This window comes from Streptomyces abikoensis (assembly GCF_014648775.1).
GTDB classification, from domain to species: domain Bacteria; phylum Actinomycetota; class Actinomycetes; order Streptomycetales; family Streptomycetaceae; genus Streptomyces; species Streptomyces abikoensis.
The window spans coordinates 127,711-148,167 of the sequence record NZ_BMRT01000009.1; the positions used below are offsets into that span (position 1 = coordinate 127,711).

The following is a 20,457-nucleotide window of genomic DNA, read 5'->3' on the forward strand; positions in this document are numbered from 1 at the left end:
CCCGCCCCCGCCGTGCGCCGGCGCCCCCCGGCACGGTCAGCTCTGGTGCGCCTCGTAGTGGGCGACCGCCTCGGCGGTCCGCCCGGCGCCGTACACCCGGAGGAACTCGGCGAGTTCGGGATGGGTGGGGCCGAGGGTCTCGGCGGCGTCGATGATGTCCCCCGCGCCCGCCACCGACCGCAGCAGCGACTGGATCTCGCGCACCACCCGGCGTACGGTCGGCGCCCCGCTGCTGGCCGTGGTCTGGGTGGAGTTGAGGACGGAGCCGCCGGAGCTCTTCTTGACCTCCTCCATCCGCTCCGCGGCCTCCGCCGCGCTCACGGTGCCGTCCGCGACCTGGCTGGAGAGCTCCTGGAGCGCCTGCACCCGCTGGACCACGGCGGGGTTGCCGATCTTGGCGCGCTGACCGCTCATCAGCTGGGAGAGCATGGGGGCGGAGAGGCCCAGAACGGACGCGAGGCGGGCCTGGTTGAGGCCGAGGTCGTCGATGAGACGGCGGAAGAGCGCCCCCAACGGCTCCCCGTACCAGCTGCGCTGTAGCTCCCGTGCGCGGGCGGTGGCTTCCTGCTGTGCTGCGTCCATCACGCTCTCCCCTTCGCTTCGCTGCCGCGAATCTTGCGGTGCATCCTACGGAGAGTGGTGGGTCGCGGCGATACCCGGTCGGGAAAGAGCGCCGACACCGGGTAGTCTGGTCCCCGACGGGGCCTTAGCTCAGTTGGTAGAGCGCTGTCTTTGCATGGCAGATGTCAGGGGTTCGACTCCCCTAGGCTCCACATGGATAACCCCTCCGACCTGCGGAAACGTGGTCGGAGGGGTTTTGTCGTCCCCGGGGGCCGGGCGGTGCGGCCGGGGTGTGTGCCGAGTGTGTGCGGGCCGTGTGGAGGGCCTGTGCCGCCGCCCGTTTCGCCGCCCCTCGGGCGCGGTCGTCAGGGACGGTCGTCGGGTGCGGTCGTCAGGGACGGTCGGTGTCGTCCTCGGTGGACGACTCCGTGTCGGCCCGGTCCTGCTTGGCCTGGACCTCCGGGTCGAGGGCGGAACGGCCGCCGCTGCCGTCGACGGAGGACAGGGGCGCGCGGTCGGCGGGCTCGGTGGCCTCCGGGGGCTCGACGAGCCAGTCGGGGTTGGCCTGCCGGTCCCACCACTTCCAGGCGACGACGGCGCCGGCCGTGAGGAGGCCGAAGACGACGAGCCGCCTGGCCACGCGTCCGGTGCGGCAGCGGCGGTTCCGGCGGCGGGTCAGTTTCTCCACGTCGTCGGCGGACACCTGGCCGCGCAGCGCGGCGATGGCGGCCGTGCCCCGGGAGAGGGCCTCGTCCCGCACGGGCTCGGCGACGGCGCGGGCCTTCGTCGCGACCTGGTCGACCTTGGGCGGCAGGGCACCGCGCGCGTGCTCGATGCGCGGCTGGAGGTGGGCGTCGTACTGCGAACGGGCCTGGTGGGCGGCCTCGGCGACCTTGGGCGCGAGCCGGGTGCGGGCCTCGTGGGCGTAGTGCACGGCGGCGTCCTTGGCCGTGCCGGCGTAGGGCGCCACCACTTCCGCGGCGTGGCGCACGCTGTCCTTGGCGGTGCTGGTCGCGGCGCGCACGCTGTCCTTGCGGGTCACGGGATCCTCCTCCTCGGTGGCGTATGGTTTGTCGCCTTTCCACCCAGTGGAAAAATCATGCCTGCCGATGGGCGGTCCGGCATGTGCGATCGGGCATCCGGGTCATCAGGGGAGCTCCGGTCGACAATGCCACGGTTCGCCGTCGCGTGCCGGGCTTTGTCGGCTACTCGCCGCGAAGCCGCCGTGCGAGGATCGGTGGCTGTCAGTGAACACTATGGAAGGTAGATCGTGGCCGAGCAGCTTTACGCCACCCTGAAGACCAACCAGGGCGACATCGAGATCCGGCTTCTGCCGAACCACGCCCCCACCACGGTCAAGAACTTCGTCGAGCTGGCGAAGGGCGAGCGCGAGTGGGTGAACCCGGAGACGGGCGCCAAGACGACGGACAAGCTGTACGACGGCACGATCTTCCACCGTGTCATCAGTGGCTTCATGATCCAGGGTGGTGACCCGCTGGGCAACGGCACCGGCGGCCCGGGCTACCAGTTCAAGGACGAGTTCCACCCGGACCTCGCCTTCACCAAGCCGTACCTGCTGGCCATGGCCAACGCCGGTCCGGGCACCAACGGCTCGCAGTTCTTCATCACCGTGTCGCCCACCACCTGGCTGACCGGCAAGCACACCATCTTCGGCGAGGTCAGCAACGACGCGTCGAAGAAGGTCGTGGACGCCATCGCCGCCACCGCCACCAACCCGCGCACCGACCGTCCGGTCAACGACGTGGTCATCGAGTCGGTCGTCGTCGAGACCCGCGAGGGCTGACGACCGCTCCGCACACCCCACGAAGATCCGCCGTGGGCCCCCGGGCCCCGGCGTCTCATGGGAACCTGGCGCCCCGCCCGTCCGTATGACGGGCGGGGCCGTGCGTTGTGCGGTGGGCACACCGGCCCGGCACAGGGGCGAGGGCCCGACACAGGGGCGAGGGAGAGCATGAACGAGCAGGCCGTCCGCTGCTACCGGCATCCGGACCGGGAGACCGGCATCCGCTGCGCCCGCTGCGAGCGCCCCATCTGCCCGGAGTGCATGGTGAGCGCGTCCGTGGGATTCCAGTGCCCGGACTGCGTGAGCAGCGGTTCCGGTACGGGCCACGACCCCCGGGCGACGGCGGCGCGCACGGTCGCCGGCGCGGTGCACACGACCGATCCGCGGCTGGTCACCAAGGTCCTGCTGGGGATCAACATCGCGGTGTGGATCGCGGTGATGGCCACCGGGGACCGGCTGGTGGACGCCCTGGAGCTGTTCGGGCGGGCGACGCTGTCGGACTTCGGCCCGCTGGAGGGCGTCGCCGAGGGGCAGTGGTACCGGCTGCTGACCGCGATGTTCCTGCATCAGCAGGTCATGCACATCGCCTTCAACATGCTCTCGCTGTGGTGGCTGGGCCCGGCGCTGGAGGCGGCGCTGGGCCGTGCCCGCTATCTGGCCCTGTATCTGCTGGCCGGTCTCGGCGGCAGCGCGCTCACCTATCTCGTGGCCGCGCCCAACCAGCCGTCGCTCGGCGCCTCGGGCGCGATCTTCGGTCTGCTGGGTGCCACGGCGGTGCTGATGCGGCGTCTGAAGTACGACATGCGGCCGGTCGTCGCGCTGCTCGTGCTCAACCTGATCTTCACCTTCACCTGGAGCAACATCGCCTGGGAGGCGCACGTCGGCGGCCTGGTGGTGGGCACGGCGGTGGCCTACGGGATGGTGCACGCCCCGCGCGGCAAGCGGCTGCTGGTCCAGCGGCTGACCTGTGCGGCGGCCCTGCTGGTGATCGTCGCCGTGGTGGTCGTCCGGACGGCGCAGCTCACCTGATCCCGGCCTGCCGTTCCGCCCGGTCCGGCCGGGGGCCGTGCCGAGGGGCGCGGGTCACCCACATCGGTGGACGCACAGGTTGTCCACAACGGCGGGGGATCGTGGACCCATCCTGTGGGAACAGGTGTTCTAGGGGCCGCGTACCCCCGCCGAGCTGCGTTTTCGCTGGAAGGCACCGGTGTGACCAGGGATACACAGCGCTTGCGATCAGTCACACCGGCGTCAATGCCAGGGAAGTTATCCACAGATCTTCTGAGTTTTCCCCACTGTGGACGAGGGTGTGGATAACTCGCGCTACTTCCACTGGGTGGAGACGACGAACCCCGCCGCGATGAAGCCGAAGCCGACCACGATGTTCCAGTTCTTCAGGGACTCCACCGGCATGTCGCCGCTCGTCACGTAGAAGACGACGATCCAGGCCAGGCCGATGAGGAACAGCGCCAGCATCAGTGGCGCCACCCAGCGACGCCCCGTCGCCAGCTTGATGCTCTGCTGCTTCACCTGCGGCGGCGTGAAGTCGTCTTTCTTGCGGATCCGTGACTTCGGCACGAGGAAACTCTCCTGTCGATGCGCTGCGTGACCGCGCTGGGGTTCACATGGGGCTGGGTATCACATGGGCTGTCCGCCGGGGCGGGAGCGACGGGAGCGCTTCGTTCCCCCGGGCGTCCGTTAGCGTAGTGCTTCCGCGGCGTCGGAGAGGATAAGGGTACGGTGAGTAATTCTGCGGACTCCACCAGCGGGCCCATCCGGCGCTTCCGTCCGGTGCGGCTGCTGACCGGCGGCGTCTTCGCCCTCGCGGGCCTCATCTTCTGGATGAGCTTCAACACCGCCCAGGGCACCAACATCCGCACCGACGACTCCATGCTCCGCCTTTCGGACCTCATCCGGGAGCGCAGCCGCAAGAACGGCGACCTCGAGGACAGCGCCGCGGCGGCCCGCGCCCAGGTCGACGCCCTCGCCCGGCGCGACAACGGCGGCACGGCGGCCGAACAGCGCAAGCTCGCCGCCCTGGAGGACTCCGCCGGCACCCGCAAGCTCGCCGGCCAGGGCATGACCGTCACCCTCACCGACGCCCCGCCCAACGCCACCGCGAAGATCCCCGGGGTGCCCCAGCCCCAGCCCAACGACCTCGTCATCCACCAGCAGGACCTCCAGGCCGTCGTCAACGCCCTCTGGCAGGGCGGCGCCCGGGGCATCCAGGTGATGGACCAGCGGCTGATCTCCACCAGCGCGGTCCGCTGCGTGGGCAACACCCTCATCCTCCAGGGCCGCGTCTACTCGCCGCCGTACAAGATCACCGCGGTCGGTGACCGGGGCGCCCTCCGCAAGGCCCTGGACGCCTCCCCCGCGATCCAGAACTACCTCCAGTACGTCGCCGCCTACGGCCTCGGCTGGAAAGTCGACCAGCACGAGGCGGTGACTCTCCCCGGCTACTCGGGCACAGTGGATCTCCACTACGCCAAGCCCATGGGATGACCCCCGGGAGGTGTCCGGCCGGTGCGCTCACGCCTCGTCGTACGGACGCTCAGCGAACTGTGCCTGACCGTCGGCACGCTGATCGTGCTCTTCGTCGTCTACCTCCTCTACTGGACCGGCGTTCGCGCCGACAGCGCCATGGACGACGAGATCGGCCGCCTCCGGGAGCGCTGGGCCGCCGGCCCGCCCGCCGTCGCACCACCCTCCCCGCCGGCTCCTGACGGCCCTTCAGCGCCCGTCGACGGCCCCCGGACCGCCTCCCCGGCACCGTCGGTCCCCCCGGCGCCCCGTGCCGGTGACGCGCCCCCTGTCGCGGGCAGCGGCGCGCAGGCACCACCCGCGCGCCCCGCCGGGCAGCGCACCGGAGCGGCCTTCGCCGTGATGTACGTCCCCCGCCTGGGCGCCGGCTGGGCCAAGCCGGTCCTGGAGGGCACCGGCACCGAGCTGCTGAAACGGGGCCTCGGCCACTACGCGGGCACCGCGCCCCCCGGCGGCACCGGCAACTTCGCCGTCGCCGGCCACCGCCGCACCTACGGCGACCCCTTCAAGGACCTCGACGAGCTCCGGCCCGGCGACGCGGTGGTGATCAACGACGGGACGACCTGGTTCACCTACCGCGTCGACACCCCGCCCCACCGGACGCTGCCCACCGACGTCGCCGTGATCGACCCCGTGCCCGCCGGGTCCGGCTACCGGGAGCCCGGCCGCTATCTGACCCTGACCACCTGCGAACCGGAGTGGGGACACAGCCACCGGCTCATCGTCTGGGGCCATCTGGCCGAGACCCGTCCGGTCTCCGGCGGCAGGCCCGCGGCTTTGTCCGGCTGACCCCCGCGGGCGGGGTGCCGACCCTTAGTCTGGTGCCCAAACATCCAATCATCGGCGAGTGGGTAGAGCATGTACGTCTGGATCTGGCGTCATCTGCCGGGCAACGCGTGGGTGAAGGCGCTGATCTCCCTGCTGCTCGTGCTGGCGGCCGTCTACGTCCTCTTCCAGTACGTCTTCCCCTGGGCGGAACCGCTGCTGCCGTTCAACGACGTCACGGTCGACAACGGCATGCCGGTGAGCAACGGAACGGTGGCGGTGGTCCGGTGAGCGCACGCATCCTCGTCGTGGACAACTACGACAGCTTCGTCTTCAACCTCGTCCAGTACCTCTACCAGCTCGGCGCCGAATGCGAGGTGCGCCGCAACGACGAGGTCGAGCCCGCGCACGCCCAGGACGGCTTCGACGGCGTCCTCCTCTCGCCCGGGCCGGGCGCGCCCGAGGAGGCGGGGGTCTGCATCGACATGGTGCGCCACTGCGCCGACACGGGCGTGCCGGTCTTCGGCGTCTGCCTGGGCATGCAGTCGATGGCCGTCGCCTACGGCGGCGTCGTCGACCGGGCGCCCGAACTGCTGCACGGCAAGACCTCCCCCGTGACGCACGAGGGCAAGGGCGTCTTCCACGGCCTCCCGTCGCCCTTCACGGCCACCCGCTACCACTCGCTGGCCGCCGAGCGCGACAGCTGGCCGGACGAGCTGGAGATCACCGCCTGGACAGACACAGGGGTGATCATGGGCCTGCGCCACCGCGACCTGCCGGTCGAGGGCGTGCAGTTCCACCCGGAGTCCGTGCTCACCGAGTGGGGCCACCGCATGCTGGCCAACTGGCTGGTCGCCTGTGGCGACATGGGGGCGGTGGAACGGTCGGCAGGGCTCGCCCCGGTGGTGGGCAAGGCCGGGGCGTGACCGCGGCGTACGACTCCGGGGCCTACGCCCCCGGGGCCGTGGCCCAGCCGCTGCCGCCCGAGGACGAGGCGACGATGACGCTGCGGCGCGTCGAGCCGGAGGGGCCGGCGCGGTCCGAGCGGCCGGAGCGGCCGGTGGTGACCGGCGGGCGCGCGGAGCGCCGCCGCGCCGCCCAACGGGCCGCGCGCGCCCGCAGGGACAGCCCCGGGGTGATAGCCAGCCGGGTCGTGGGCGAGCTGTTCATCACCCTGGGCGTGGTCATGCTGCTGTTCGTCGCCTACCAGCTGTGGTGGACGAACGTCATCGCCCACCGCCAGGCGGGCGGTACGGCCGACAGCCTGCGGCACAGCTGGGACAAGGGCGGTGGCCAGGGCGCCGCCCGGGACGCGGGGGAGTTCTCCCCGGGCCAGGGCTTCGCGATCGTCTACATCCCCAAGCTGGACGTGAAGGCCCCCATCGCCGAGGGCGTCGGCAAGCACCAGGTGCTGGACCGCGGCATGGTCGGCCACTACGCCACCGGGAGCCTCAAGACCGCGATGCCCTGGGACAAGCAGGGGAACTTCGCGCTCGCGGGCCATCGCAACACCCATGGCGAACCGTTCCGCTACGTCAACAGGCTGCAGCCCGGCGACAAGGTCGTCGTCGAGACGCAGAGCACCTTCTACACCTATGAGATGACAAGCCGTCTGGATCAGACGTCCCCGGCGAACACCAAGGTCATCGACCCCGTTCCGGCCGGCTCCGGCTTCACCGGGCCCGGCCGCTACATCACGCTGACCACCTGCACCCCCGAGTTCACCAGTACGTACCGCATGGTGGTGTGGGGCAAGATGGTCGACGAGCGGCCCCGGAGCAAGGGAAAACCGGACGCGCTCGTGGAGTGACGGCACAGCGGAGAACGGGGTACGGGCGCGGTGGCACGGACCGACGGCGACGAGCCACGGCGACAGGACCTCGCACGGAGGCGGCTCGCCGCCGTCGTCGGCGTCATAGGCGAGCTGCTGATCACCGCCGGTGTGATCATGGCGCTCTTCGTGGCCTACTCGCTGTGGTGGACGAACGTCCTCGCCGACCGCGAGGCCAAGCGCCAGGGCAGCCACGTACGCGACAACTGGGCCAAGGCCCCGGCCGCGGCCACCGGCCCGGGCGCGCTGGACACCAAGGACGGCATCGGCTTCCTCCACGTACCGGCCATGCGGAACGGCGAGGTGCTGGTCAAGCCCGGCACCGGCAGCAAGGTCCTCAACGAGGGCGTCGCCGGCTTCTACCGCGAGCCCGTCAAGGCGGGCATGCCCTGGGACCGGCAGGGCAACTTCACCCTCGCCGCCCACCGCGACGGGCACGGCGCCAAGTTCCACAACATCGACAAGATCAAGACCGGTGACCCGGTCGTCTTCGAGACCCGCGACACCTGGTACGTCTACAAGGTCTACGCCGACCTCAAGGAGACCTCCCGCTTCAACGTCGACGTCCTCGACTCCGTGCCGAAGGAGTCCGGGAAGACCCGGCCGGGCCGCTACCTCACCCTGACGACCTGCACGCCGGTCTACACCTCCGACTACCGCTACATCGTCTGGGCCGAGCTGGAGCGCACGGAGAAGGTCGACGCCAAGCGCACCCCGCCCAAGGAACTCCGCTGAGGGCCTGACCGCCTGACAGCACGAAGCCCCGGCATCCGCGAAGGATGCCGGGGCTTCACGCTGTCCTACGGGCGTCAGTGGCGACGGCCGCCGATGATGCCGCCGAAGAAGCCGGTGTCCTGGTCGGTGCCGCCGGGCTGGCCGCCCTGCTGACCGCCGGGGTTGCCGCCCGGGTTCGGGGCGCCGGCGATGGTCGTCAGGTTCACCGGGGTGTCCTTGGGCACCTGGGCGCCCGCGGCCGGGTCGGACACCAGCACCAGGGCGTTGTCGTCCTGCGGGCCGGTGATGTTGCCGACCTTCAGGCCCGCGCCCGTCAGCGCGTTCCTGGCGTCCTTGAGCTTCTGGTTGACCACGGCGGGCACGCCGACCTTCTGCTGGGCCGCGCCCTTGGAGACGAACAGCGTGACCGTCGAGCCGGGCCGCGCGGAGGTGTTGCCGTCGGGGCTCTGCCGGGTGACCGTATTGGCGGGCTGAGTGGAGTCCTCGTCCTCGCGGTTCACGGTGAAGCCCAGGTCCTTGAGCTGCTTCTGGGCGTCGTCGAAGGGCCGGCCGACCACGGACGGCACCGTCTTGCTCGCCGCCTGGGTGGCCACCGTGAGGGTGATCTCCGCGCCCTTCTCGGCCTTCTCACCGGCGTCCGGGTCCTGCTTGGTGACCTGGCCGGCGGGCTGGGAGGACTCCTCCTGCTTCTGCGTCACCGTGAAGCCCAGGGACTCCAGCTGCGCCTTGGCCTTGTCGAAGGACTGCCCGATCACGGACGGGACCTCGATCTGGACCGGACCCTTGGACAGCGAGACCTTGACCTGGGTGTCGCGCTCGACCTTCGCACCCGCCTTGGGGTCCTGGTCGCAGACCTTGCCCTTGGGCTGGTCGCAGTTCTTCTGCTCGCCCTCGACGACCTTGAAGCCGCCGTTGTCGCCGGAGCGCTTCGCCTCCGCCAGGGTCTGGCCGGTGAGGCTGGGGATGGTCACATTGGAGTTGCTGCCGCCGCTGAAGAGCGACTTGCCGATGAAGATCGCACCGACGAGCACCAGCACGCCCGCGACGACCAGCAGGATCGTCGAGAGGTTGCTCTTGCGGCCGTTCCCGCCGCCGCGCCGGCCGCCGTGCGAGCCGTTGTCGTAGCCGCCGTAGCCCCCGCCGTCCGCCACCGGCGGCATCATCGACGTCTGGGCCATGTGCCCCTGCTCCTGGGACCGGAGCATGGTGGTCGGCTGGTCCGCCATGCCGTAGCCGCCCCCGCCCATGGCGCCGAGCGCGGCCGCCGCGGCCACCGGACGGCCCTCCAGGGCCGCCTCGATGTCGGCGCGCATCTCGTCGGCCGACTGGTAGCGGTAGTCCGGGTCCTTGGTCAGCGCCTTGAGGACGATGGCGTCGATCTCGGGCGCCACGTCGGGGTCGTACGTGCTCGGCGGGTTCGGCTCCTCCCGCACGTGCTGATAGGCGACGGCCACCGGCGAGTCGCCGATGAACGGGGGCCGGACCGCCAGCAGCTCGTAGAGCAGACAGCCGGTGGAGTAGAGGTCGGAGCGCGCGTCGACCTGCTCGCCCTTGGCCTGCTCGGGCGAGAGGTACTGGGCGGTGCCGATGACGGCCGCCGTCTGCGTCATGGTCATGCCGGCGTCGCCCATGGCCCGGGCGATGCCGAAGTCCATGACCTTGACCTGGCCCGTGCGGGTGAGCATGACGTTGGCGGGCTTGATGTCCCGGTGGACGATGCCGGCCCGGTGGGAGTACTCCAGCGCCTGGAGCACCCCGATGGTCATCTCCAGGGTGCGCTCGGGCAGCAGCTTCCGGCCGGAGTGCAGCAGCTCGCGCAGCGTCGACCCGTCGACGTACTCCATGACGATGTACGGGATCGAGACCCCGTCCACGTAGTCCTCGCCGGTGTCGTACACGGCGACGATCGACGGGTGGTTGAGCGAGGCGGCCGACTGGGCCTCACGACGGAACCGGGCCTGGAAGGACGGATCGCGGGCGAGGTCCACCCGCAGCGTCTTCACGGCGACGGTGCGGCCGAGCCGGGTGTCGTGCGCGAGGTAGACCTCCGCCATGCCACCGCGGCCGAGCACCGAGCCCAGCTCGTACCGGCCGCCGAGGCGACGCGGCTCTTCCATAGCTCCAGCCCTTCCGTGTTCCTGACCTCACCGGCGTGGGTCCGGCGGTGTGCTGTCCGGCATACCGTACCCGGCGCGCCGGGTGCCTTCGGGGCGCCACCGGCACCCGATATACGACCGGTACAGACGGAGGAGTGGTTCGGCCGTGGCGAGTGAGCCGGATCACTTCTCCGAGTTGATGACCGCCTCCATGACGTTCTTCGCGATGGGGGCGGCGAGCTCGCCACCGGCGATGTCGTCGCGGACGGTGTCCGAGCCCTCGATGACGACGGCGACGGCGACCGGCGAGCCCTTGTCGGTCTTCGCGTAGGAGATGAACCACGCGTACGGGTTGCCGCTGTTGTCGACGCCGTGCTGGGCGGTACCCGTCTTGCCACCGACCTTGACGCCGCTGATCTGGCCCTTCTTACCGGTGCCCTGCTCGACGACCGTCTCCATGATGCTCTGCAGCTTCTGGGCGGTCTCGGCCGACATCGGCTGGCTCATCTGCTTGGGCTGGTGGTGCTCGATGACGTTCAGGTTCGGCGCGCGCAGCTTGTCAACCATGTACGGCTCCATGAGCTTGCCGTTGTTGGCGACGGCCGCGGCCACCATGGCCATCTGCAGCGGGGTCACCCGGTTGGACGCCTGGCCGATGCCGGCCATCGCGTTCTGCGGGCGGTTGTCCTTGGGGAAGATGCTGGGCACGGCGCGGACGGGCGTGTCGACCGGCTTGTTGAAGCCGAACTTGTTCGCCTCGTCGATCATCTTCTTGTTGCCGAGGTCGGCGCTGATCTTGCCGAAGACGGTGTTGCAGGACCACTGCAGGGCGACCCGCAGCGAGGCGTCCTTGCAGGGGATGTTGCCCTCGTTCTGCAGCTCCACACGCGTGTCCGGCAGGATCCACGGCAGCGGCGAGTCCGTCTTGGTGTCGACGTCCTTGTAGAGCCCGTTCTCCAGCGCCGCGGCGGCGGTGACGACCTTGAAGGTCGAGCCCGGCGGGTAGGTCTGCTTCAGCGCCCGGTTGAGCATGGGCTGGTTCTTGTCGGCCGTGAGCGCGTTCCACGCCTTGCTGTCCTGCGCCCCCGCGATCGTCGACGGGTCGTACGACGGGGTGGAGGCCAGCGCGAGGATCTTGCCCGTGCGCGGGTCGATGGCGGCGACCGCGCCCTTCTTGTCGCCGAGGCCCTTGAAGGCGGCTTCCTGGGCCTTGGTGTTCAGGGTGGTGATCACGTCACCGCCCTTCTTGCCCTTGCCGGTGATCATGTCGACCGTGCGGTTGAAGAACAGCCGGTCGTCGTCGCCGGTGAGGACCTTGTCCTCAAGCTTCTCGATCTGGTTGGCGTCGAACACCTGTGAGCTGTAGCCCGTGACCGGAGCCCACATCTCACCGTTCTTGTAGGTGCGCTTGTACTTGAAGTCGATGCCGCCGGTCTCCTGGGAGCCGGTGATCGCCTGGCCGTCGACGATGATGTTGCCGCGCGGCTGGCTGTAGCGGGCGATCGTGACGCGACGGTTGTGCTTGTTCGTCTTGAGCTCGTCGGCCTGGACGAACTGGATCCAGTTGTCCCTGATCATCAGGGCGAGGACGAGGAGACCGCAGAAGATGGCGATCCGGCGCACGGGCTTGTTCACGGGCGGACCACCTGGGTCATCTCGGCGTCGGGGTTCGGGGCGGGCGCCGGCGCGGGGCGCCGCGCGGTGTCGCTGATCTTGATCAGCACGGCGATCAGCGCCCAGTTGGCGATGACGGAGGAACCGCCCTGAGCCATGAACGGCATCGTCATACCGGTCAGCGGGATGAGGCCCATGACACCGCCGGCGACCACGAAGACCTGGATGGCGAAGGCGCCGGACAGGCCCGTGGCGAGCAGCTTGCCGAAGGGGTCGCGGGCCGCGAGGGCGGTGCGTACGCCGCGCTCCACGATCAGGCCGTAGATCAGGAGTATCGCCATCACGCCGGCCAGGCCGAGCTCCTCGCCGACCGTGGCCAGGATGAAGTCGGAGTTGGCGGCGAAGCCGATGAGGTCGGAGTGGCCCTGGCCCCAGCCCGTGCCGAAGACCCCGCCGGAGCCGAAGGCCATCAGGGCCTGGGCGATCTGGTCGGAGCTGCCGTCCTTGAAGGCGTCGAAGGGGTGCTGCCAGGCGTCGACACGCTGCTGGACGTGGTGCTCGAAGCTGGCCACGGCGACCGCGCCGACGGCGGACATCAGCAGACCGAAGACGATCCAGCTGGTGCGCTCGGTCGCGACGTAGAGCATCACGACGAACATGCCGAAGAACAGCAGCGACGTACCGAGGTCGGTCTCGAAGACGAGGATCAGGATCGAGAACGCCCAGACCGCCAGGATCGGGCCGAGGTCACGGCCGCGCGGCAGGTACAGGCCCATGAAGCGGCGGCTGGCCAGGGCCAGCGCGTCGCGTTTCACCATCAGATAGCCCGCGAAGAAGATCGATAGGACGATCTTGGCGAACTCACCCGGCTGGATCGAGCCCAGACCGGGGATCGTGATCCAGATGCGGGCGCCGTAGACGGCGGGGAAGAACATCGGGGCGACCAGCAGGGCGAGCGCGACCGCCATCGAGATGTAGGTGTAGCGCTGGAGGATCCGGTGGTCCTTCAGGAAGATCAGGACGGCCACGAACAGGGCGATGCCCAGGGCCGAGAACAGCAGCTGGTTGGTCGCGGCGGGGGCGAACGCCTTGCGGGCCATCAGCCGCGGCGACTGGTCCAGCCGCCAGATGATGACCAGGCCGATGCCGTTGAGCAGCGTCGCCAGGGGCAGCAGCAGCGGGTCGGCGTACTTGGCGAACTTGCGGACGACCAGGTGGCCGACGCCCGCCATCAGGCCGAGGCCGATGCCGTAGCCGAGCATGCCGGAGGGCATCTCGCCGTCGAGGGCCAGACCCACGTTGGCGTAGGCGAAGCACGGCAGGAGGACGGCGAAGGCCAGCAGCGCGAGCTCGGTGTTGCGCCGGCTCGGCGCGCCCACGGTGCTGATGGTCGTCGTGTTGCTGCCCGAGTTGGGAATGGGTGAAATCGCTGACATGGCGGTGGTGGCCCCCTACGGCTTCACTGCTGAGCGCTGCTGCACTGCGGGACCAACTTCTGCTCTTCCTCGCTGAGGGTGGGGCCCGGGGTGGGGGCCGGGGTGGCCTGGGCGGCGCGGGAGCGGGCCTCGCCGGATTCCTTCGCCGTGTCCTTCGGGGCGCCGCTCGCGGTGCCGCCGGTGCGGTCGGTGTTCTGCTTCTCGCTCTCGCGCTGCTGCTGCTCGGCCTTGTGCCGCTCGGCTTCCTTCTTGCAGGCGCCGGCGAGCGTGCCGAGCTCCTTGGCCTTCTGCACGGCCTGGTCCCGGCTGCCGACGGTGATCGTGTCGACGACACGGCTGCGCTGGTCGACCGGGAGGTACTTGAGTTCGATCTCGGGGTGGTCCTTGTACAGCCTGCTCAGGCTGACCCACGCCAGGTCCTGGTTGATGCCCTGGTAGACCGCCACGTGGTCGTTGTCCTTCGCGCCCACGTAGTACTGCGTCTGCGTCCACTGGTAGCCGCCGTACAGACCGCCGCCGACCACGCCCAGCGCCAGGGCGAGGATCAGGGAGCGCTTGAGCCAGCGGCCCTTGCGCCGGGGCTTGACGAAGTCCTCGTCCGTGAACGGGCCGAAGGCGCCGTCCGGCATGCCGCCCATCCCGGCGTCGCCGCTGCCGGGCGGGCCGAAGCCGCCGGGCGCGCCCTCCTGCGGGGGCACGGGCCGGCCCAGCTCGGCGGCGCGGCCGGCCGGGGTCTGCATGGCCCGCTTGTCGATGATGTGCAGCTGGTTCTCGGCGACCGCGCCGACGATCACCGGCGTGTCGTTGAACTCGGTGGTGAGGGTGTCCCCGCCGTCGACGTCGAGGACGTCGGCCACGATGCAGGTGATGTTGTCCGGGCCGCCGCCGCGCAGGGCGAGCTGGATCAGCTCCTGGATCGTCTCGTGCGGACCCTGGTAGCTGGCGAGCGTCTCCTCCATCGTCTGGTGGCTGACGACACCGGAGAGCCCGTCGGAGCAGATCAGATAGCGGTCGCCGGCCCGCACCTCGCGGATCGACAGGTCCGGCTCGACGTGGTCGCCACTGCCCAGTGCGCGCATCAGCAGGGAGCGCTGCGGGTGGGTGGTGGCCTCCTCCTCGGTGATCCGGCCCTCGTCGACCAGCCGCTGCACCCAGGTGTGGTCCTGGGTGATCTGCGTGAGCACCCCGTCGCGCAGGAGGTACGCGCGGGAGTCGCCGACGTGGACGAGACCGAGCCGCTGACCGGTCCACAGCAGGGCCGTGAGCGTGGTGCCCATGCCCTCCAGCTGGGGGTCCTCCTCGACCATGACGCGCAGCTGGTCGTTGGCGCGCTGCACGGCGGTGCCCAGCGAGGTGAGGATGTCGGAGCCCGGGACGTCGTCGTCGAGCCCGACCAGCTGGGAGATCACCTCGGAGGAGGCGACCTCGCCGGCCGCCTGGCCGCCCATGCCGTCGGCGATGGCGAGCAGCCGGGGGCCGGCGTAACCGGAGTCCTCGTTGCCCTCCCGGATCATGCCCTTGTGCGATCCGGCGGCGAAGCGCAGTGACAGACTCATGCGCACCTCGCCCGTCGGCTCCGGGTACAGCCCCTTCCCAGCCACGCTGCCCACCCTCCGGTCGTCATGGTCCTACTACTTCCGCAGCTCGATGACGGTCTTGCCGATGCGGATCGGCGCGCCGAGCGGAATCGGGGTCGGGGTGGTCAGCCGGGTCCGGTCGAGGTAGGTGCCGTTGGTCGACCCGAGGTCCTCGACGATCCACTGGCCGTCGCGGTCGGGGTAGATCCTGGCATGCCGGCTGGAGGCGTAGTCGTCGTCCAGCACGATCGTCGAGTCGTGGGCGCGACCGAGGGAGATCGTCTGGCCCTGGAGGGCCACCGTGGTGCCGGTCAGGCTGCCTTCGGAGACCACCAGCTTGGTGGGCGCGCCACGACGGCCGCGGTCGGCGCGACGGCCGCCGGGCTGCTGCTGCTGGCGCTGCTGCGGCGGCGCGGCCGGGGCCTGCGCGCGCTGCGGGCGGGTGTCCCCGCCACGGCGGGAGCCGCGCTGGGTCACGCGGGTGCCGAACAGATCGCTGCGGATGACCTGGACGGCCACGATGACGAACAGCCACAGTACGGCGAGGAAACCCAACCGCATGACCGTGAGGGTCAGCTCTGACATTGCCCCCGCTTCACCCTTCGGCTTGCCGATAAACGATGGTGGTACTGCCCACGACGATCCGTGAGCCGTCGCGGAGCGTAGCGCGCGTGGTGTGCTGTCCGTCCACCACGATGCCGTTGGTCGACCCCAGGTCCTGGACGGTCGCGGGGGTGCCGACCCGGATTTCGCAGTGCCGGCGGGAGACGCCGGGGTCGTCGATGCGTACGTCCGCTTCGGTGCTGCGGCCCAGCACGAGCGTGGACCGCGAGATCTGATGGCGGGTGCCGTTGATCTCGATCCAGCGGCGCGTCTGTGCCCCGGGCACCGCGCCGGGCCCCGGACCGCCGGCGCGCGGCGGCAGGGGACGGACACCGGGCGGCGGCGACGCGGGCATGGGCGGGACGCCGGAGGGCTGCGGCGGATAGCCGGCGCCTTGCGTGGCGGCGGCCGGTCCGGGGCGCGCGGCCTGCTGCCGGGCGTTCGGGTCCTGCGACTCGCTGGAGGCGAGGGTGCGGCTGCGCACCCGGTACAGGCCGGTGTCGAGGTCGTCGGCCTTCTCCAGGTGGACCTTGATGGGCCCCATGAAGGTGTACCGCTGCTGCTTGGCGTAGTCGCGGACCATGCCGGACAGCTCGTCGCCGAGCTGGCCGGAGTAGGGGCTCAGGCGCTCGAAGTCCGGCGCGCTCAGCTCCACGATGAAATCGTTCGGGACGACGGTGCGGTCACGGTTCCAGATGGTGGCGTTGTTGTCGCACTCCCGCTGGAGTGCTCCCGCGATCTCGACCGGCTGCACCTCGGACTTGAACACCTTGGCGAAGGTGCCGTTCACGAGACCCTCGAGTCGCTGCTCGAAGCGCTTCAGTACTCCCACGGGGCACCTCCTTCCCTCAGTGACGTCTCTGATGCTCAGTGTCGTTCCTGATACTGCTTACTGATCGTATCCACGCGTCGGGAAAACGGCTGGTTCCCCTTCGACGCCAGGAGTGACGAGTGTCGCCTCCACGCGGATCGTAGAGGTGCCCCGAAGCCAGTGTCCCGCAACCGGAGCCCTCATCGGGCCCTCCCCCGGGGACGGGGTGGAGGCAATGGGTGTGAAGGCACCCGCGAGAGCGTGCTAATGTTCTCGATGTCGGAAGGCGAACGGACAAGAACCGGGCGGAAACGCCGGGGGAACGGTCCGGGAAGCGGAAGACACACCCAATGCGCGGGTGGCGGAATAGGCAGACGCGCTGGATTCAGGTTCCAGTGCCCGAAAGGGCGTGGGGGTTCAACTCCCCCCTCGCGCACAGACGAGACGGTCGGCATCGTGATCACGATGCCGACCGTCTTGCTATGTACCCGTCCGGTATGTGGGAGTGCTCACACATACCGGTCCGGCCGGAGCGACGTGCTCCGGCCGGACCGGATGGTCAGGCGGTCAGGCCGTCAGCTTGGCGATCGCGTCCGTCAGCGGCAGCTCCTCGCTCCCACCACCGCGGCGGTCCTTGAGCTCCACCACGCCCTCGGCGGCCCGGCGGCCGACGATCAGGATCCTCGGGACGCCGATCAGCTCCGCGTCCGTGAACTTCACCCCGGGGGAGACCCCGGCCCGGTCGTCCACCAGCACCCGCAGGCCCGCCGCGCGCAGCCGCTCGGCGGCGTCCAGGGCGAGCTCGATCTGCGCCGCCTTGCCGGCCGCGACCACGTGGACGTCGGCCGGGGCGACCTCGGCGGGCCAGCACAGGCCCTTGGCGTCGGCGGTCTGCTCCGCCAGCGCCGCCACCGCCCGCGAGACGCCGATGCCGTACGAACCCATGGTCACCCGCACCGGCTTGCCCTGCGGGCCCAGCACGTCCAGCTGGAAGGTGTCGGCGTACTTGCGGCCGAGCTGGAAGATGTGGCCGATCTCGATCGCCCGGCCGAGCCGCAGGCCCGCGCCGCAGGACGGGCAGGGGTCGCCCTCCTCGACCACGACGACGTCCAGGTAGTCGTCGACCTCGAAGTCCCGGCCGCAGACGACGTCGCGCGCGTGGGTGTCCGGCTTGTTGGCGCCCGTCACCCAGGCGGTGCCGGGGGCGACGCGCGGGTCGGCGATGTAGCGGACCTTCGCCAGGCCCTGCGGGCCCACGTAGCCGCGCACCAGGTCCGGGCGGCCGGCGAAGTCCTCGGCGGTGACGAGCTCCACGACCGCCGGGGCCAGGTGCTCGCCCAGCTTGCCGAGGTCCACCTCGCGGTCGCCGGGCACGCCCACGGCCACGATCTCCCCGTCCACCTTCACCAGGAGGTTCTTCAGGGTCGCGGAGGCCGGGACGTCCAGCTGCCGGGCGAGGGACTCGATCGTCGGGGTGTCCGGGGTGTCCAGCTCCTCCACCGGGCCCACCGAGGACGCGTCCGCCGGCTCCGCGCGGTCCGCCGGGAAGGTCACCGCCTCCGTGTTCGCCGCGTACCCGCACGCCGGGCAGTCGACGAAGGTGTCCTCGCCGGCCGCGGCGGGGGCCAGGAACTCCTCCGACGCCGAGCCGCCCATCGCCCCCGACACCGCCGAGACGATCCGGTGGTCCAGCCCCAGCCGGGTGAAGATCCGCTGGTAGGCGGCCCGGTGGAGGGCGTACGACTCGGCCAGCCCCTCATCCGTGATGTCGAAGGAGTACGAGTCCTTCATCTGGAACTCGCGCCCGCGCAGCACCCCCGAGCGCGGCCTGGCCTCGTCCCGGTACTTCGTCTGGATCTGGTAGAGCATCACCGGGAGGTCCTTGTAGGACACGCACTGGTCCTTGACCGTCTGCGTGAAGATCTCCTCGTGCGTGGGGCCCAGGAGATAGTCGGCGCCCTTGCGGTCCTTCAGCCGGAACAGCAGCTCGCCGTACTCCTCCCAGCGGCCGCTCGCCTCGTACGGCTCCTTGGGCAGCAGCGCGGGCAGCAGCACCTCCTGGGCGCCGATGGCGTCCATCTCCTCGCGGACGACGGCCGAGACGTTGTCCAGGACCTTCTTGCCCAGCGGCAGCCAGGTCCAGACGCCGGCCGCGTTGCGGCGCACGTAGCCGGCCCGGACCAGCAGCTTGTGGCTGATCGTCTCGGCGTCCGCCGGATCGTCGCGCAGCGTCTTCACCATCAGCCGGGACATGCGCTGGACCTGGGACACGATGACTCCTTGCGAGGGGGAGAACGACGCGATGTGCGATGGGTGTGCAGGGTATCCAGCGCGTCCCTTCGCGCAGAAGCGGATTTCGTGGGGGAAGGTCTGGTATGTGTGGCCGGCCAATGGTCTTGTGGACAAGGGGATTTGCCGCGTGCCGCCGCGTGGCCGCCCTGCCGGACACGGGCCCCGGCGGGGCGGTACCGTCGGGGAAGATCGACACCGATGGGCGGTTGACGCCGATGGGGGAGGTGGCGCCGCGATGACGCGACTGCCGTACGTACCGGGTTTCGCCCAGGGATTCACCTCGGGTTCCGTCTCGGGTTCCGTCTCGGGTTCGGCCTCGGGTTCGGCCCCGGGTTCCGCCGAGCGGACGGCCGGGGAACCGGCCGGGGCCGCGCGCCGGGCCGGTAGGGCGGGTAGCGCGGGTAGGGCCGCCAAGGCGGCGGGCAAGGCGCTGCGCGACGAGGTGCCGCGCGCCGAGCACGCCCGCTGGCGGCCCGCCGCCGGGCGCCCCGGCATGGTCGAGAGCCTGGAGAAGTCCAACGCCGGGCGGCTGCCCGAGCTCGTCCCGATCCGCGTGGGCCGCATGATCGCCTCCCCCTTCGCCTTCCTGCGCGGCTCGGCCGGGCTGATGGGGTACGACCTGATGGGCACGGCCGTCACGGGCGTGGGCGCGCAGTTGTGCGGCGACGCGCACGCCGCGAACTTCGGGCTCTACGGCGACGCGCGCGGCGAGATAGTGATGGACCTCAACGACTTCGACGAGACCCTCCACGGACCGTGGGAGTGGGACGTCAAGCGCCTTGCCGCCTCCCTGGTGCTGGCCGGACGCGAGGCCGGGGCCGACGAGGACACCTGCCGCACGGCGGCCCGCGACGCCGCCGGCGCCTACCGGCACACGATGCGGCTGCTGGCCCGGATGCCCGCGTCCGAGGCATGGAACGCCATCGCCGACGAGGAGCTCGTCTCCCACGCCGACGCCCATCAGCTCGTGGGCACGCTGGAGCGGGTCGGGGCGAAGGCCCGGCGGAACACCAGCGCCCGCTTCGCCGCCAAGGCGACGGAGGAGGACGGCCAGGGCGGCCGCCGGTTCGTGGACGCCCCGCCCGTGCTGCGCCGGGTGCCGGACGCGGAGGCGGCCGCCGTCGCGGCCTCGCTCGGCCCGTACCTGGGCACGCTGCCGGAGGAGCTGCTGCCGCTGCTGGCCCGGTACACGATCCAGGACGTGGCGTTCCGGATCGTGGGCACCGGCAGCGTGGGGCTGCGCTCGTACGTGGTGCTGCTCCACGACCACCGGGGCGAGCCGCTGGTGCTCCAGGTGAAGGAGGCCCGGCCGTCGACGCTGCTGCCCTACGCGGAGAAGACGGGCTTCGAGGCGGCGCCCGTCGGACACGAGGGGCGCCGCGTGGTGCTGGGGCAGAAGTCGATGCAGGTCGTCAGCGATGTGCTGCTGGGGTGGACGACGGTCGAGGGACGCCCGTACCAGGTGCGGCAGTTCCGCAACCGCAAGGGCAGCGTCGACCCGGCGGCGCTGGCCCCCGGCGAGCTCGACGACTACGGGCGGATGACGGGCGCCCTGCTGGCGCGGGCGCACGCCCACAGCGCCGACCCGCTGCTGATCGCCGGCTACTGCGGCAAGGGCGGGGAACTGGACGAGGCGATCGCCGCCTTCGCCGTCACGTACGCGGACCGCATGGAAGCCGATCACGCGGAGCTGGCGAAGGCCGTGCGTACCGGGCGGGTGGCGGCGGAGACGGGGGTGTGAGGCCGGTCGCTGATCACACCCTGTGGGTGGGCCTGTGGGTGGGCCCG

At 70.8% G+C, this 20,457-nt stretch carries 18 protein-coding genes, 2 tRNA genes and 1 pseudogene; 11 read left to right on the forward strand and 10 right to left on the reverse strand.

The window, feature by feature from the left end; all coding sequences use genetic code 11:
- Positions 1-36: 36 nt before the first annotated feature.
- Complete coding sequence (locus IE096_RS25390) at positions 37-582, reverse strand: helix-turn-helix domain-containing protein (protein ID WP_189455556.1); 546 nt, start codon at positions 580-582, stop codon at positions 37-39.
- Between the two features lie 118 nt (positions 583-700).
- Between IE096_RS25390 and IE096_RS25395 the strand changes: the two genes are divergently transcribed.
- Positions 701-773: transfer RNA gene (locus tag IE096_RS25395), tRNA-Ala, on the forward strand.
- A gap of 179 nt (positions 774-952) precedes the next feature.
- Here IE096_RS25395 and IE096_RS25400 read toward each other — a convergent pair.
- Positions 953-1,603 (reverse strand): DUF5324 family protein, encoded by a 651-nt coding sequence (locus IE096_RS25400; protein ID WP_189455558.1) that lies wholly within the window; start codon positions 1,601-1,603, stop codon positions 953-955.
- A 228-nt stretch (positions 1,604-1,831) separates the two neighbouring features.
- Here IE096_RS25400 and IE096_RS25405 point away from each other — a divergent pair, with 228 nt between their 5' ends.
- Together IE096_RS25405 and IE096_RS25410 are read left to right on the forward strand one after the other, a co-directional pair.
- The gene (locus IE096_RS25405) at positions 1,832-2,365 is read left to right on the forward strand and encodes a peptidylprolyl isomerase (protein WP_189455560.1); all 534 of its coding nucleotides are present in this window, start codon (positions 1,832-1,834) and stop codon (positions 2,363-2,365) included.
- A gap of 168 nt (positions 2,366-2,533) precedes the next feature.
- A complete protein-coding gene (locus tag IE096_RS25410) occupies positions 2,534-3,394 on the forward strand; it encodes a rhomboid family intramembrane serine protease (protein WP_189455562.1) in 861 nt (286 codons plus the stop codon).
- A gap of 294 nt (positions 3,395-3,688) precedes the next feature.
- Here the strand turns inward: IE096_RS25410 and crgA are convergent, their stop codons facing one another.
- Positions 3,689-3,943 (reverse strand): cell division protein CrgA, encoded by a 255-nt coding sequence (gene crgA, locus IE096_RS25415; protein ID WP_189455563.1) that lies wholly within the window; start codon positions 3,941-3,943, stop codon positions 3,689-3,691.
- A 162-nt stretch (positions 3,944-4,105) separates the two neighbouring features.
- Between crgA and IE096_RS25420 the strand changes: the two genes are divergently transcribed.
- The 6 genes and pseudogenes from IE096_RS25420 to IE096_RS25445 all read left to right on the forward strand — a co-directional run bounded on the left by IE096_RS25420 (position 4,106) and on the right by IE096_RS25445 (position 8,240).
- Positions 4,106-4,870, forward strand: coding sequence for a DUF881 domain-containing protein (locus IE096_RS25420; RefSeq protein WP_189455564.1), 765 nt, complete (start codon positions 4,106-4,108; stop codon positions 4,868-4,870).
- Between the two features lie 21 nt (positions 4,871-4,891).
- Positions 4,892-5,698 (forward strand): class E sortase, encoded by an 807-nt coding sequence (locus tag IE096_RS25425; protein ID WP_189455565.1) that lies wholly within the window; start codon positions 4,892-4,894, stop codon positions 5,696-5,698.
- Between the two features lie 69 nt (positions 5,699-5,767).
- Positions 5,768-5,965 carry a hypothetical protein gene (locus IE096_RS25430; RefSeq protein WP_189455566.1) on the forward strand — a complete coding sequence of 66 codons (198 nt, stop codon included), beginning with the start codon at positions 5,768-5,770 and terminating at the stop codon, positions 5,963-5,965.
- Positions 5,962-6,600 carry an aminodeoxychorismate/anthranilate synthase component II gene (locus IE096_RS25435; RefSeq protein WP_189455567.1) on the forward strand — a complete coding sequence of 213 codons (639 nt, stop codon included), beginning with the start codon at positions 5,962-5,964 and terminating at the stop codon, positions 6,598-6,600. The genes IE096_RS25430 and IE096_RS25435 overlap by 4 nt, the downstream gene beginning before the upstream one ends.
- Before the next feature lie 50 nt (positions 6,601-6,650).
- Positions 6,651-7,484, forward strand: a pseudogene (locus tag IE096_RS25440) (class E sortase); the annotation flags it as partial.
- Positions 7,485-7,514: 30 nt separating this feature from the next.
- Entirely contained in the window at positions 7,515-8,240 is a 726-nt protein-coding gene (locus tag IE096_RS25445) for a class E sortase (protein WP_189455568.1), read from the forward strand.
- Positions 8,241-8,314: 74 nt separating this feature from the next.
- Here IE096_RS25445 and pknB read toward each other — a convergent pair whose 3' ends face one another.
- The 6 genes from pknB to IE096_RS25475 all read right to left on the reverse strand — a co-directional run bounded on the left by pknB (position 8,315) and on the right by IE096_RS25475 (position 16,398).
- On the reverse strand, positions 8,315-10,357 hold the full coding sequence (gene pknB, locus IE096_RS25450) for a Stk1 family PASTA domain-containing Ser/Thr kinase (protein WP_189455569.1): 2,043 nt from the start codon (positions 10,355-10,357) through the stop codon (positions 8,315-8,317).
- Positions 10,358-10,519: 162 nt separating this feature from the next.
- Positions 10,520-11,971: a peptidoglycan D,D-transpeptidase FtsI family protein gene (locus IE096_RS25455; RefSeq protein ID WP_189455572.1), complete on the reverse strand. Its 1,452-nt coding sequence runs from the start codon at positions 11,969-11,971 to the stop codon at positions 10,520-10,522.
- The gene (locus IE096_RS25460) at positions 11,968-13,386 is read right to left on the reverse strand and encodes an FtsW/RodA/SpoVE family cell cycle protein (protein ID WP_189455574.1); all 1,419 of its coding nucleotides are present in this window, start codon (positions 13,384-13,386) and stop codon (positions 11,968-11,970) included. The genes IE096_RS25455 and IE096_RS25460 overlap by 4 nt, the downstream gene beginning before the upstream one ends.
- A 23-nt stretch (positions 13,387-13,409) precedes the next feature.
- Positions 13,410-14,942, reverse strand: a complete 1,533-nt coding sequence (locus IE096_RS25465; protein WP_189455824.1) for a PP2C family protein-serine/threonine phosphatase — start codon at positions 14,940-14,942, stop codon at positions 13,410-13,412.
- Positions 14,943-15,017: 75 nt separating this feature from the next.
- Entirely contained in the window at positions 15,018-15,548 is a 531-nt protein-coding gene (locus IE096_RS25470; RefSeq protein WP_126915009.1) for an FHA domain-containing protein FhaB/FipA, read from the reverse strand.
- 10 nt (positions 15,549-15,558) lie between these two features.
- Entirely contained in the window at positions 15,559-16,398 is an 840-nt protein-coding gene (locus IE096_RS25475) for an FHA domain-containing protein (RefSeq protein WP_189455576.1), read from the reverse strand.
- Positions 16,399-16,729: 331 nt separating this feature from the next.
- Here IE096_RS25475 and IE096_RS25480 point away from each other — a divergent pair.
- Positions 16,730-16,813 (forward strand) — tRNA-Leu (locus IE096_RS25480).
- 131 nt (positions 16,814-16,944) lie between these two features.
- On the opposite strand, the gene IE096_RS25485 is transcribed toward IE096_RS25480, so the two are convergent.
- Entirely contained in the window at positions 16,945-18,648 is a 1,704-nt protein-coding gene (locus tag IE096_RS25485) for a proline--tRNA ligase (RefSeq protein WP_189455578.1), read from the reverse strand.
- Between the two features lie 256 nt (positions 18,649-18,904).
- On the opposite strand from IE096_RS25485, the gene IE096_RS25490 reads away from it, so the two are divergent.
- Positions 18,905-20,410, forward strand: a complete 1,506-nt coding sequence (locus tag IE096_RS25490; RefSeq protein WP_189455580.1) for a DUF2252 domain-containing protein — start codon at positions 18,905-18,907, stop codon at positions 20,408-20,410.
- Positions 20,411-20,457 lie beyond the last annotated feature (47 nt).